Below are 13,592 nucleotides of genomic sequence, written 5' to 3'. Positions count from 1 at the left end.
TGCGGTCCGTGCTCCGCCGGCGTGCGCCCGCGCGCGTGGTGGTGAACGCCGCCGAGGGCGAACCCGGCAGCGCGAAGGACCGGATGCTGCTCGAACGCCTCCCCCACCTCGTGCTCGACGGCGCCGAACTGGCCGCCCGCGCCCTCGGGGCGCCCGAGGTGGTCGTCGGGGTCGCGGACCGCCGTGTGCCCGGCGCCGACGAGGACCCGGCCCAGGAGTCGCTGCGCGCGGCGGTGGCCGAGCGCCGGTCGGCCATCATCTTCCGGATGGTCCGCACACCGCACCGGTTCGTGTCCGGGCAGGCGGGCGCCCTCGTCCAGGCCGTCAACGGCGGGGCGCCGATCCCGCCCGGCGAGCCGCGGCGCGCGAGCGAGTACGGGGTCGCCGGGCTGCCCACCCTGCTGTCCAACGCCGAGACCTACGCGCACGCCGCGCTGCTCGCCCTCGGCGGCGCCTACCGGTACTCGTCGGTGGGAACCGCGGAACAACCGGGCACGGTCCTGCTCACGGTCGGCGGATCCGTCGTCGTGGAGGCGCCCGCCGGCACCCCCCTGGTCCAGGTCCTGCACCTGTGCGACGTCTCCCCCGGGCAGGCCGTGCTCGTCGGCGGCTACCACGGGGCCTGGCTCACCCCCGACGTCGTCGCCCGGGCGTGCCTGTCCCGTGCGGGCATGGCGGAGGTGGGCGGCACCCTGGGCGCGGGCGTCGTCCTGCCCCTGTCCGGTTCGACGTGTCCGTTGGGGGAGGTCGAACGGGTGCTGCGCTATCTGGCCGGGGAGAGCGCGGGCCAGTGCGGGCCGTGCGTGCGCGGACTGCCGGCCCTGGCCGAGTCCTTCGCCGCGCTGGTCGGCGGCGACGGCGAGCCGGAGACCGTGCTGGCTGCGGCGGAGGCGGGCGAGGGCAAGGGCGCCTGCGCCCACCCCGACGGGAGCGCGGTGTTCGCGCGCAGTGCGCTGGTGGTGTTCGCCGAGGACGTGTCCGCGCACGCGCTCACCGGAGGGTGCGGGCGGCCCGCCGCCGGTGAACTGCCGCTGCCGGCGGAACCGGTGGACAGCGGGACCCGGCTGCACCTGGACTGGTCGCGCTGCGACGGCCACGGCCTGTGCGCGGAGCTGCTGCCGGACCTGATGCGGCTCGATCGGAACGGCTACCCGCAGGATCGGGACGTCCTCGTCCCGGACACCCTGGCGGGCGACGCGGAACTGGCCGTGCGCATGTGTCCCGAGCTGGCGCTGCGCCTGCGCGCCCGCGGCTGAGGGCCGCGTCGGCCGACCGGGACGGAGCCGGCGTGGAGAGGCCGCCCGGGGTCAGCGCAGTATCGCGACGGGCCCCCTCGCCCCGTGCAGGACCGAGTGGCTCACCGACCCGAGCAGCAGCCCGCGCACGCCGCCGCGCCCCCGGGAACCGACCACGACGAGGTCGGCGGGGGTCGCCTCCTCCAACAGCGCGACCACAGGATGGGCCCGCACCACGCGCGGGTTCACGCTCACCCCCGGGTGCCGCAGACGCGCGTCGCGAGCTCCTCCTCCAGGGACTGGCGCGCGGCCTCGGCCGCCGTGGTGTCGTCGAACAGCTCCGGAGGAATGGGACCGGTCGCCGCGGCGAAGGCGACCAGGGGCTGCCAGGCGCACACCGCGACCAACTCGGTCCCGGCGAACTCCGCCTGGGCGAAGCCGAACTCCACCGCCCTGCGGCTGGGCTCGGACCCGTCGACGCCGACGATCACCCGCCCCCGGACGCCGTGCGCGGAGGCGTGCCGGTGCGGCATGACCACGACGGGGACGGGCGACCGGGCGGCCAGTTCGATCCCCACCGACCCCACGAACGCCGCGAGGAACCCGCTGAGCCCGCGCGACCCGACCACGACCGCGGCGGCGCCCGGATCGGCGGCCTCCGCGAGCAGGGCGTCCAGCGGACGGGCGCACGAGAGCCGGGAGTCCACCTCCAACTCCGGGAAGAGTCGGCGAACCCAGTCGGCGGCGTACGCCAGCAGGCTCTCGGCCGAGGAGGCGTCGGCCCCGTCCACGGGCTGGGGCTCCTCCCCGGGGACGGGGGCGGCGAACACGCCGACTGTGGCGGGGGAGCTGGCCGCGACGACGATCCGCAGCCCGAGCCCGCGCAGCACGGCCTGGTGGGCGGTCCACTCCAGCGCGTGTCTGCTGGAGTCGCTGCCGTCCACACCCACGATCAGCCACCGGGTCGTGGCCGCACCGTCCATCACGTGTGCCTTCCTGTCGGTCATACCCATCGCGGCGCGGTTCCCGACGGTTCCGCGCGGAGTCCGATCCTTCCCTCTTTCCGATCATGGCGCGACAACACACTCCTGTGGATAACGGTGCCGCCGCGAGTTGGGTGGCGTAGGTTCGGGAACGAGCCGCTTCCCGTCGCAGGACGGAACGTGAACACACCCGGCCACGTCCCATGGAGGAGTAGAGGGCCGTCAGCGGAACCGGAGGGCGCCATGCCTGACACGAGCACCGCGAGTCTGCACTGGGACTACCGCGACGGAAGGGTCGCCGCCGTGGCCGCGGCCGTGGTCTTCAGCCTGTGGGTCGCGGAGGTCGTCCTTCCCGGAGGAGGCGCCGCGCAGGGCGCGCTGGCCGAGCCGGGGACCACCTTCGGCCGCTTCCTCGACACCACCCACCGCATCGCGTCCATCCTGGTCATCGTGGCGGCGGCGCTGGGGCTGTCCCTGGGCGCGAGGCAGACGCGGCGCTGGCTGCGGGTCTCCTGGTGGTCGATGGGGGCCTTCGGCGCGGCCTCCCTGGCCACGTCGTTGATGCCCGGCCCCTGCCCGGTGTCCACGGACGTGGCGTGTGCCGCCGAGGCGCTGGCCGAGGGCGCGCACGGGGCGTCGGTCGCGCAGGCGCTGCTGTCGGTGGCCGCGGTCGTCGCGGCGCTGCTGAGCGTCGTCGCCCTGACGGTGAACCGGTGGCGCGCTAGCGATCCCGCGTGGCTGTTCGTGGCGGTCATGGCCGGACTCCAGGCGGTCACGGCCACCGCGGTCCTGGTCCTGGCGGGGGTGCGGTTCTGGTCCGCGGGCGACGGGGACCCGGGGGTCGCCCTGGGACTGCTGGAACGGGCGCACCTGGTGACCGTCGCACTCTGGCTGCTGGCCGCGGGGATCATCCCCGGCCCGTGGAGACGGACGCACGGCGGACGGACGGCGCGGATCGCGAACTGACGGACCGGGACCCGGCCACCGCCACGACGGACACGGGCCCCGGTCCGCGACCTCACCCGAGCGGTTCGGGGAGGGGCTGGGTGTGGACCACGTGCAGGGTGCTCACCGCGCGGGTGAGCACCACGTAGAGCCGGTTCGCCCCGCGCTCCTCGGCTGCCACCACGGAGGCGGGTTCGGCGACCACGACCGCGTCGAACTCCAGACCCTTGGCCAGGCTCGCGGGCACGGCCACGAGTCGGCCGGCGTCGAGATCGGCCTCGCCAAGGAGCGGGACGGACAGGCCCTCGGCGGACAGGGCCTCGCACAGGGCCGGGAGTTCGCGGTCGGCCGCGATCAGCCCCACCGATCCCTGTCCCTTGAGCGCGTCCCGGCACGCCTCGGCGACGGCCGCGGCGAGCGGCCCCTCGGTGGAGGAGACGGTCAACGCCCCCTCCGCCCGGCGGACCGCGCTGGGCACGCCCAGACCGGGGGCGATCACGGGCAGCAGGCGGGCCGCGAAGTCGATGATCTGCGCGGGGACGCGGTAGCCGCGGTTCAGGACGCGCAGGTGGCCGGTGGGCTTGCCCAGGTGCTCCAGGAGAGTGGACCAGTTCCTCGCCGCCGACGGGCTGGTGCCCTGGGCGATGTCGCCCAGCACGGTCAGCGAGCCCGACACGCAGCGCCGGCCGATCGCACGGCACTGCATCGGGCTCAGGTCCTGGGCCTCGTCCACGACGACGTGCCCCAGGCCCGCGGGGCGCTCGACCAGTCCAGCGGCCTCGTCCACCAGCGCCAGGTCCTCCTCCGACCAGAGCGCCGAACGGGGTCCGCGCGGGCGCCCCGGCAGCAGGACGGCGGCCTGCTCGTCCGGGGTGAGCAGCCCGTCGGCGGCGCGGGCGAGGCGTTCGGGATCGGTGAGCAGGCCCAGCACGAGCTTGAGGGGGTCGACCTTGGGCCACAGGGCGTTCACGGCCGACCTGACCGCGGGGTCGCGGCGCACCTGCGCGTGTGTGCGGTCGTCGCACACCTCGCCGGCCGCCTCCATGAGCGACAGCACGGCGTGCGCGATGCGGTGTGAGAGCAGCTCACGGCCCGACCCGTAGGCGACACCGCGTTCGGCCAACTCGTCCAGGAGCGGACGCAGGTCCTCGGGGTACAGGCGCCAGCGGCGGGCGCCCCGACGGACGACCACGGCCTCCTCGGGTGCGCGCAGGTGCGACCACAGGTCGCGGCGCAGGACCTCGGCCATCCGCGCCTCGCCCTTGGTCCGCGCGGCGGCGGGCTCCTCGGTGCGGCGCACCCACCCGGCGGCGGGGCGCGCGCGTTCGGGCAAGTCGGCGGTGAGGAGTTCGGTCACGGTGGTCTGGGCGACGTCCACCTCGCCGAGCGCGGGCAGGACGTCGCGGATGTAGGAGAGGAAGGAGCGGTTGGGGCCGATGATCGCGACCCCGGAGCGGGCGAGGCGATCGCGTTCGGTGTACAGGAGGAAGGCGACCCGGTGCAGGCCGACGGCGGTCTTTCCGGTGCCGGGCGCGCCCTGGACGCACAGTGTGGTCTCCAGCGGGGCGCGGACCAGGTCGTCCTGCTCCGGCTGGATGGTGGCGACGATGTCGCGCATCGGGCCGGTGCGGGGGCGCTCGATCTCGGCGGCGAGCAGGTCGCCGGTGGCGGCGCCCGCGTCCTCGACGGTGAGCGGCTCGTCCTCGAAGGCGGTGAGGACGGCCTCCACGCCGCTGCCGCCGAAGCCGTAGCGGCGGCGGTTGACCACGCCCATCCGGTCGGCGGGCGAGGCCCGGTAGTAGGCCACGCACAGGGGCGCGCGCCAGTCCAGGACCAAGGGTCGGCCGTCGGCGTCGTGGACGTGGCGGCGGCGACGTGCACCCGGTCGGGGACGTCGGCGGGCCCGGTGTCGTCGTCGGCGAAGACGGTGCCGGGGTCGAAGTCGAGACGCCCGAAGAACAACGGGGCGCCGGGCACGTCGGCCAGGGCGGCCAGACGGCGCTCCCGGCCGCGCCGGAGCGCGGCGTTGGTGACCTTGTCGTTGACGACGTCGCCGAGCATCAGGGCGGTGCCCTGGACCTCCTCCCGCATGCGGGTCAGCGCGGCGCGGGCCGCGGCGAGGTGGTCGCGTTCGGCCTGGAGCTCGGGGCTCGCGGGCACGTCGGAGGAATCGGTCGTGGTCATGCACGGACCTCGGAGGTGCTAGGCGGGACATGGCACGGCCACGCGCGTGCGCGGGTCCCGCCCCGGTCGCCTCAGGGGCCCGGTTCGTTCCGATCCGTCACAGCACACGGCACCCAGGAAGGGGCGCGGCCGGATGAAGAAGGGGCCAACCCTAGCGCCGCCGGACGCCGTCGGCAAGCGGCGGTGGTCAGGTCTTGCGCAGGCGGACCCTCTGGACGCGGTGGTCGTCGCCCTTGAACAGGACCAGGGTGGCGCGGCCGCGCGTCGGGCGGATGTTCTCCACCAGGTTGACCTCGTTGATCGTGCGCCAGGTGTTGGCGGCGAACTCCAGGGCCTCGTCCTCGCCGATGGTCGTGGCCATGTGGTGGAAGTAGGAGCGCGGGTCGGCGAACGCGGTGCGCCTCAGCTCCCGGAAGCGGTCGATGTACCAGCTTCGGATGTTCTCCACTTTGGCGTCCACGTAGATGGAGAAGTCGAAGAAGTCGGCCACCGCCAGGCGCCCGGCGGTCGCGGGCTGGAGGACGTTGATGCCCTCGACGATGAGGATGTCCGGGCGGCGGACGGTCTGCCGCTCGCCGGCCACGACGTCGTAGGCCAGGTGGGAGTAGACGGGGATGTCGATGCGTTCGGCGCCCGCCTTCATCTCCGACACCAAGCGCACGAGCGCGCGGCGGTCGTAGCTCTCGGGGAACCCCTTGCGGCGCATCAGCCCCCGTGCCTGGAGAACGGCGTTCGGGTGGAGGAAATTGTCGGTGCTCACCAGTTCCACGTTGGGGTGGTTGGGCCACTGGGCGAGCAGGGAGCGCAGCAGACGGGCGGTCGTGGACTTGCCGACGGCGACGCTGCCCGCGACGCCGATGATGAACGGCGAGGGCCGGTCGGCCTCGCCGAGGAAGCCGCGCACGGCGGCGTGCCGCTGCTGGGTGGCGCCGACGTAGAGGTTGAGCAGACGCGACAGGGGCAGGTACACGTCGCGCACGTCGTCGAGCGACGTCGGGTCGGTGGTGCCGCGCAGCACGGCCAGGTCCGCCTCGGTCAGGGACAGCGGCGTGGAGGCGCGCAGGGCGGCCCAGGCCGCTCTGTCGAGTTCCACGTACGGCGAGCAGACGCCGTTCTTCGTCGCGTAAGACACGGTTGACCACACTAGTCCGGCCCTCGGAGCGCCCCGGGCGGCCGGTCCCCCTAGAGCGTGTGCGGCGGATGCTCGTCCTGCCCAGGGCGTGTGCGCCGCCCACCCGCCCCGTGATGGGAACGTGCCCGAAAACACACGTTCACGCTCCTGGCGTACCAGGAAATTTTCCCGGTTCCGACGCGCGAGTACGGTTCCACTCTGCGTCACGGCCCCGCCCCCCACCTGCGCGGTCTACCCCTCTTGCACCAAATGGTCTATACCGTTACCTGCGAAAATGGCGAGTGGTATGGGTGCTGGTTGGTCGATTCGGCATCCGATTTCACCTACGCTGGCGCTCATGTGCGGAATCGTTGGCTACGTCGGGCCGCAACCGGCGCTCCAGGTCGTCGTGGACGGCCTCGCGAGGTTGGAGTACCGCGGATATGACTCCGCGGGTGTCGCGGTGCAGGGTCAGGGCGCCCTGCACACCGAGAAGCGGGCGGGCAAGCTCGCCAACCTGCGCCAAGCGCTGGACGCCCACCCCGTGGACGGAGACGGCGCCGGGATCGGGCACACGCGTTGGGCCACCCACGGTGCGCCGAACGACGTCAACGCCCACCCCCACGTGGACAACGACCACCGGGTGGCCGTGGTGCACAACGGCATCATCGAGAACTTCGCCGCCCTGCGCGTCGAACTGGAGGACCTGGGCTGCAAGTTCACCTCCGAGACGGACACCGAGGTCACCGCGCACCTGCTCGCCACCGAGCTCAGGCGGCGCGGCGACGGCGACCTGGCCGCGGCCATGCGCGCGGTGTGCCGCCGTCTGGAGGGCGCCTTCACGCTGGTGGCGACCTCGATCGACGACCCCGGTCTCGTGGTCGCGGCGCGCCGCAACTCGCCGCTGGTCGTCGGTCGCGGCGAGGGCGAGAACTTCCTGGCCAGCGACGTGGCGGCGTTCATCGCGCACACCCGCGAGGCCGTCGAGCTGGGCCAGGACCAGGTCGTGGAGCTGCGCGCCGACTCCGTCGTCGTCACCGACTACGACGGCGCCCCCGTCGACGTGCGCGAGTACCACGTGGACTGGGACGCGTCGGCCGCCGAGAAGGGCGGCTACGACTACTTCATGCTCAAGGAGATCGTCGAGCAGCCGCAGGCCGTGGCCGACACCCTCCTGGGCCGCGTGACCGCCGAAGGCCAGCTGACCCTCGACGAGATGCGGCTGACCCCCGAGGAGCTGCGCACGGTCGAGAAGATCGTGATCATCGCGTGCGGGACCTCCTACCACGCGGGCCTGATCGCCAAGTACGCCATCGAGCACTGGTGCCGCATCCCGTGCGAGGTCGAGGTGGCCAGCGAGTTCCGCTACCGCGACCCGATCCTGAACCAGCAGACGCTGGTCATCGCCATCTCGCAGTCCGGCGAGAGCATGGACACCCTCATGGCGGTGCGGTACGCCCGCGAGCAGCGCGCCCGCGTGCTGGCGATCTGCAACGTCAACGGGTCGACGATCCCGCGCGAGTCGGACGGCGTGCTCTACACGCACGCGGGTCCGGAGGTGGGCGTCGCCGCGACCAAGACCTTCCTGACCCAGCTCGCCGCGTGCTACCTCATCGGCCTGTACCTGGCGCAGGTGCGGGGGCTGAAGTTCGGCGACGAGATCGACGCGGTCATCGCGCAGCTGGCCACGATGCCGCAGCAGGTCGAGCGGGTGCTCGAAACCGTCGACCCGGTGCGGGAACTGGCGCGGTCGCTGTCGGACGCCGACACCGTGCTGTTCCTGGGCCGACACGTGGGCTACCCGGTGGCGATGGAGGGCGCGCTCAAGCTCAAGGAGCTCGCCTACATGCACGCGGAGGCGTTCGCGGCGGGCGAGTTGAAGCACGGCCCGATCGCACTGATCGAGGACGGCCTGCCGGTCGTCGTCGTGGTGCCCTCGCCCCAGGGACGCAGCGTGCTGCACGACAAGATCGTGTCCAACATCCAGGAGGTGCGCGCCCGCGGCGCCCGCACCATCGTGATCGCGGAGGAGGGCGACGAGTCGGTGCGGCCGTACTCGGACGTGCTCATCGAGATCCCGGCGGTGCCAACCCTGCTCCAGCCGATCGTGTCCACGATCCCGATGCAGGTCTTCGCGTGCGAACTGGCCCTGGCCAAGGGCAACGACGTGGACCAGCCGCGCAACCTGGCCAAGAGCGTCACCGTGGAGTAGCCGCCGCGAGCACGGAGGCGACGGGGTGCGTCCGGGGGTGTCCGTCCCCGCCGGACGCGCCCCGTCAACGCGTTCGGGTGGCGGTGCGGTCGTGGGCGGCGCGGGCGTCGACGACGTCGGCATGCGTGGGCAGCACGCCGTGCAGCGACAGGACGTCGAGGATCCGGGAGAGCTGCCGGGGCGGCGCGGCCAGGACCAGGTGGTGCTTGGCCCTGGTGGCGGCGTGGACAGCGGCGATGAGGGCGTTGACCCCGGAGGCGTCGATGAACTCCACCGCGCCCAGGTCCGCGATCACGCACGTCCGCGCCGTCGCGGCCACGAGACTGTCGTGCACCTGGTCCGCCGTGGCCAGGTCGATCTCGCCGTCCAGTTCGACCACGGTGGTCCCACCGCACGCGAACTGACCTCGTTCCATGTCCAGCACGGTCACGCCTCGCTCCCGGGCTCGGAGAGGACTCTCATCGAAACGCCGTCGGGCAAATCCCGACATGCGCTGACAGCCTACTCCGCCCGAACGGCGGGACTGTTGTGCCCCAGAGGCAGGGGATGACCGTTATACGGACAGGAGGGGACGTATTTCAGTCTTCACCACCACAAACCGCCCAAACGATCTTTCCTTCGCCCCGGACCGGATCCCATCCCCATGTCCGGCTGAACGCGGCGACGAGGCCGAGGCCACGCCCCGATTCCGCGAAATGGTGCGCTTCCACCTTCACGGGCCCGCGCTCCACCTGGTCGGCGACCATACAGACGACCTGCCGCCGCGCGCACAGATGTCTCAATTGCAGGAGGACCCGGGTCTCCTCCGGCGGCTGACCGTCGGGAACGGCGTGCCGGCACGCGTTCGACCAGCTCGGACACGATCAACCGCAGATCGTCGCCGACCTCCGGGACCCCCCACTCCTGGACCGCGCCGGCCGCGAGCTCACGGGCCGCGCGGACGGAGTCGGGCGTGGCCCCGAAGGCGGCCGCCACGGCGTCCGACATGCGCGCGCGCTCCCCCGTGTCCAGACGGCCCAGCGTGGACTCCCACCAACCGCCCAGGAGGCCGCCGGTCGCCTCCGAGAGCGACGGACGGCTCCAGGATGCCTCGGAGTCGACCCCCGAGGACACCAGCTCTGCGTTCATCACGGTCCTCACGTGGTGATGTCGGTTCACGCGGCCCTGTCCGACGTGGTCAACGTCGCTTACATCCGTAAGTTACGGATGCACGTGCAGCGCAACGGTTGGCAAGACTATAGGACGAAGAGCCCGAAACGGTAGATCCCCGGTGAAGAATTCACTCTCCGGTACACACGATTACGGCGGGCACAGTGGTGCCTCGCATCGCTCGAACCCGATACGTACACCCCTGTCCACGTGCGTGACCTCTGGGTATACTGAGCGGTCGCCAGCGCCGAAGCCGCTACAGGGAGGGTGACGTGGTCGCCGACCGCGCAGAGAATATGCAGGTCACTCAGGATTTCCTGGCGAATTCCAGTGGCGGCCCCACGGTGCTGCGCATTCTCCTCGGGAGCCAGCTCCGCCGCCTGCGCCAGTCCAGGGGCATTTCCCGCCACGACGCCGGTTACGCCATCCGCGCCTCGCACGCCAAGATCAGCCGTATGGAGCTGGGGCAGGTCAGTTTCAAGCCTCGTGACGTCGACGACCTGCTGAAACTGTACGGAGTCGACGATCCCGCCGAGCGAGAGGCGCTTCTCGGACTCATCTCCAGCGCCAATGCCCAGGGGTGGTGGCACAAGTACGGTGACGTCCTCCCCCAGTGGTTCGGGGTCTACATCGGCCTGGAGGAGGCCGCCTCCGTCATCCGCACCTTCGAGGTCCAGTTCGTGCCGGGGCTGCTCCAGAGCGAGGAATACGCCCGCTCCGTGATCCGCCTGTCGCGTACCGCCACCTCGGAGGAGGACGTGACCAACCGCGTCAACATGCGCATGCACCGGCGGCGCCGGTTCGCCGAATCCCAGGCGCCACGGCTGTGGGCGGTCATCGACGAGGCCGTCCTGCACCGACCCTACGGCGACGACGACATCATGCGCGGCCAGATCGAGCACCTCATCGCGATGACGCGCCGACCCAACATCACCATCCAGGTGGCCACCTTCGCCATGGGCGGCCACGCCGCCGCCGGCGGCCCGTTCAGCATCCTGCGCTTCCCCACCCCGCAACTGCCCGACGTGGTCTACCTGGAGCAGTTGAGCAGCGCGCTGTACTTCGACAAGTACGACGACACCCACCGCTACGCCCAGACGATGGACCACCTCGCCACCCAGGCTCCTCCGCCGAACGAGACCGAGGGCATCCTGCGCGGGTTCCTGGAGCGGTACTCCTAGGACGTCGCCAAGCAGGGCATGTGTCCGCGGCACACGCCCCGGCACGGTCCACACCGGGATTCGACGCCCGTGCGCCCACTGTCATCACCCTCGGTAGCTGTGTGGAAGCGGACGCATTCCCTGTGAGATGCTCACTCCTGGGATTGTTGTTCTCAAATGACCGACTCTGGCCACGGCTCGGACACGATCCGCGCGGTGTGAACCGTCCCGCGCGCACCCGCGTAAGGCATGACATGCGACGACATCCGCGCGTGACCCCGGGTTCATCCTCCCGTACTTACGGATGTAATCACGTCTGCACGTGCATGAGCTACGCTTTGGCCGCACCAAGGACGAGACGAACCCGCGCGGATCACGGGTCATCCTGAACGCCAGGCCCGATCCGCCCGGCAGGAGCCGGTGGTTCGTCCGCGACGGGCGCGACGCACTGGACAGTCGCGTACGGACACCCGCTCATGAGTCCCCGAAGTTCCAGGAGGTTGACATGGATCCGATCCACAACGGTGTTCCCGCGAGCCATCTGCCGAATGTCGTCTGGATCAAGAGCAGCTGGAGCAATCCGGAGGGCAACTGCGTCGAGATCGCCACGCTCCCGGACGGGGACATCGCCGTGCGCAACTCCCGCGACCCGCAGGGCCCCGCGCTGGTCTACACCCCGGCCGAGATCAAGGCCTTCGTCAACGGCGCCAAGACCGGGGACTTCGACGCCCTGATCGCCTGACGCGCCCCGTTCGGCCTCCCCGGCCGATCCCGCCGAGAGCCCGTACCGACCCTGCCCCGTCCCCCCGGTCCAGCCTCGGCCCCGTGGACACTCTCCCGATCGTCCACGCTTCCCGGGCCCTCCCCCACACCAAGACCTGCCCGGAGAGCGTCCAGGCCGTCGGCCCATCCCACTCCCAGCGGCCGCCGTCCACGGTCCGGACGCGCGCGGAGCCCGGCACCGCGAACGGTGCCGGGCTCCGCGTTCACCACACGCGGCGCCTACAGGCGGGTGGGGTCCACCAGCCCGTTGGCCGCCGCGGGCGGGTTCTCCCACGGGAAGTGGGTCGCGCCCAGCGCGGGCTTGAGGTCGAACAGCCAGGCCGCCTTCTCGTCGTACTTGGCGAAGAAGGGCCTGCCGACCAGTTCGGGGTCGCGCGCCTGGATGAAGTGCAGGACGAACACCTTCTCGCCCGCCACCTCGGTCACGCCGTCGACGCAGACCTTGCCCGGGGTCGCCGACATCGACGGCCCGCGGACCGTGCGCGCCAGGCCGGACACGTTACGGTACGCGCGGCGGAAGATCTCGTAGCCTGCGCGAGCGGCACGGCGAAGTAGTCCTGCGGCCCCGTGTCGCGCTCGACGAACATGTAGTAGGGGACCATGCCGTGGCGCAGGTGCGTGCGCCACATGCTCTCCCACGTGGCCGCGTCGTCGTTGATCGTGCGGATCAGGGGGGCCTGCGTGCGGATGACGGCGCCGGTCGAGCGGATACGGCGCACGGCCTCCTGCACGAGTTCCGGACGCATCTCGTTGGGATGCGAGAAGTGCGCCATGAACGCCAGGTTCTTGCCCGAGGCGACGACCTTCTCGAACAGGCGAAGGGTGTCGTCGGCGTCGGGGTCGGTGACGAAGCGCTGCGGCCAGTAGGCCAGGGCCTTCGTGCCGATGCGGATGGCCTCCAGGTGCTCGATCTCCAGCAGTGGCTCGATGTACTTGGAGATCACCCCCTCGCCCATGATCATCGGGTCGCCGCCGGTGAAGAGGACGCTGGTGACCTCGGGGTGGCCGCGGACGTACTCGACCAGCTGGTCGATCTCGCTGGAGGCGAACTTCAGGTCCGCGTCCCCGACGAACTGCGCCCAGCGGAAGCAGTACGTGCAGTACGCGTGGCACGTCTGGCCCTGCTTCGGGAAGAAGAGAACCGTCTCCTTGTACTTGTGCTGCACGCCCGGGATGGGCTCCTCGTCGGCCGTCTTGGGCACGTTGAGGTCCATCTGGCCCGCCGGGTGCGGGTTCAGATCGGCGCGGATCCGGTTGGCGGCCTCGTTGAGTTCCTTGCGCGAGGCGCCGGAACGGATCAGATCGGCGATCCTGGCGACATCGCCAGAGGGCAGCATATCGGCCTGCGGGAAGACGAGCCGGTAGATCGGATCGTCCGGTGCCGCGTCCCAGTCGATCAGCTCGTCGACGACGTAGCTGTTGACCCGGAACGGGAGCACGTTGGCCACCGCTTGCACCGCGAGCCGCTCGTCGGCGTCGAGTCCTGCTCGCGCCGTGAGCTCGTCGAGGTGTTTCGTCGTGTAGGCACGAAACCGACGTCCGGCGGACGGGGACAGTGCCGCGTCTGGCGTTACGCTCACGCCTCTCCTCTCCTGCATACGTGCAGGGCCGTGACGGGGTACCGCCGAGCAGCCCTGATCAGGCGGGTCCGGTGTGCGGGGACATCGGAGGTCCACCTGTGACGGAAATTCAGTGTGTGGGTCGGTCCGGGTGTCGCTCGAACACCCGGACCGGCAAGCGGGTATACCCGGACAAGGGGTTTTGTACCCACCAACCGCAACATCCAGCCCTGACCTGGACATACGGGAAATATCCTCGCACGAGGATACG

At 71.4% G+C, this 13,592-nt stretch carries 7 protein-coding genes and 4 pseudogenes; 5 read left to right on the top strand and 6 right to left on the bottom strand.

Going from position 1 to position 13,592, the window contains the following annotated elements:
• Positions 1-8: 8 nt before the first annotated feature.
• The gene (locus BJF83_RS03670; protein ID WP_316042193.1) at positions 9-1,256 is read left to right on the top strand and encodes a ferredoxin; all 1,248 of its coding nucleotides are present in this window, start codon (positions 9-11) and stop codon (positions 1,254-1,256) included.
• A gap of 51 nt (positions 1,257-1,307) precedes the next feature.
• Here BJF83_RS03670 and BJF83_RS03665 read toward each other — a convergent pair.
• Positions 1,308-2,218, bottom strand: a pseudogene (locus BJF83_RS03665) (universal stress protein).
• A 243-nt stretch (positions 2,219-2,461) separates the two neighbouring features.
• Here BJF83_RS03665 and BJF83_RS03660 point away from each other — a divergent pair.
• Complete coding sequence (locus BJF83_RS03660; protein WP_075925161.1) at positions 2,462-3,184, top strand: DUF998 domain-containing protein; 723 nt, start codon at positions 2,462-2,464, stop codon at positions 3,182-3,184.
• Between the two features lie 52 nt (positions 3,185-3,236).
• Here BJF83_RS03660 and BJF83_RS03655 read toward each other — a convergent pair.
• Together BJF83_RS03655 and coaA are read right to left on the bottom strand one after the other, a co-directional pair.
• Positions 3,237-5,347, bottom strand: a pseudogene (locus tag BJF83_RS03655) (HelD family protein).
• Between the two features lie 187 nt (positions 5,348-5,534).
• A complete protein-coding gene (coaA, locus tag BJF83_RS03650) occupies positions 5,535-6,440 on the bottom strand; it encodes a type I pantothenate kinase (protein WP_262391290.1) in 906 nt (301 codons plus the stop codon).
• Positions 6,441-6,816: 376 nt separating this feature from the next.
• Here coaA and glmS point away from each other — a divergent pair, with 376 nt between their 5' ends.
• Positions 6,817-8,670, top strand: coding sequence for a glutamine--fructose-6-phosphate transaminase (isomerizing) (gene glmS / locus BJF83_RS03645; protein WP_075925160.1), 1,854 nt, complete (start codon positions 6,817-6,819; stop codon positions 8,668-8,670).
• 64 nt (positions 8,671-8,734) lie between these two features.
• On the opposite strand, the gene BJF83_RS03640 is transcribed toward glmS, so the two are convergent.
• Both BJF83_RS03640 and BJF83_RS30845 read right to left on the bottom strand, forming a co-directional pair.
• The gene (locus BJF83_RS03640) at positions 8,735-9,100 is read right to left on the bottom strand and encodes an STAS domain-containing protein (protein WP_075925159.1); all 366 of its coding nucleotides are present in this window, start codon (positions 9,098-9,100) and stop codon (positions 8,735-8,737) included.
• A gap of 148 nt (positions 9,101-9,248) precedes the next feature.
• Positions 9,249-9,798, bottom strand: a pseudogene (locus tag BJF83_RS30845) (ATP-binding protein).
• 317 nt (positions 9,799-10,115) lie between these two features.
• Between BJF83_RS30845 and BJF83_RS03630 the strand changes: the two are divergent.
• Together BJF83_RS03630 and BJF83_RS03625 are read left to right on the top strand one after the other, a co-directional pair.
• Positions 10,116-11,000: a helix-turn-helix transcriptional regulator gene (locus BJF83_RS03630; protein ID WP_075925158.1), complete on the top strand. Its 885-nt coding sequence runs from the start codon at positions 10,116-10,118 to the stop codon at positions 10,998-11,000.
• 484 nt (positions 11,001-11,484) lie between these two features.
• On the top strand, positions 11,485-11,721 hold the full coding sequence (locus BJF83_RS03625; protein WP_075925157.1) for a DUF397 domain-containing protein: 237 nt from the start codon (positions 11,485-11,487) through the stop codon (positions 11,719-11,721).
• A gap of 260 nt (positions 11,722-11,981) precedes the next feature.
• On the opposite strand, the pseudogene BJF83_RS03620 reads toward BJF83_RS03625, so the two are convergent.
• Positions 11,982-13,360 (bottom strand): annotated as a pseudogene (locus BJF83_RS03620) (KamA family radical SAM protein).
• Positions 13,361-13,592: the final 232 nt, after the last annotated feature.

The sequence above is a fragment of the Nocardiopsis sp. CNR-923 genome (assembly GCF_001942255.1).
Taxonomy (GTDB): Bacteria; Actinomycetota; Actinomycetes; order Streptosporangiales; family Streptosporangiaceae; genus Nocardiopsis.
The sequence above is the reverse complement of the archived record's forward strand: the minus strand, read 5'-3'. Positions and strand labels throughout refer to the sequence as shown.

Coding starts and splice junctions, on each gene's coding strand:
- BJF83_RS03660 (WP_075925161.1), top strand. CDS start 2,462: ATGCCTGACACGAGCACCGCGAGTCTGCACTGGGACTACCGCGACGGA.
- glmS (WP_075925160.1), top strand. CDS start 6,817: ATGTGCGGAATCGTTGGCTACGTCGGGCCGCAACCGGCGCTCCAGGTC.
- BJF83_RS03630 (WP_075925158.1), top strand. CDS start 10,116: ATGCAGGTCACTCAGGATTTCCTGGCGAATTCCAGTGGCGGCCCCACG.
- BJF83_RS03625 (WP_075925157.1), top strand. CDS start 11,485: ATGGATCCGATCCACAACGGTGTTCCCGCGAGCCATCTGCCGAATGTC.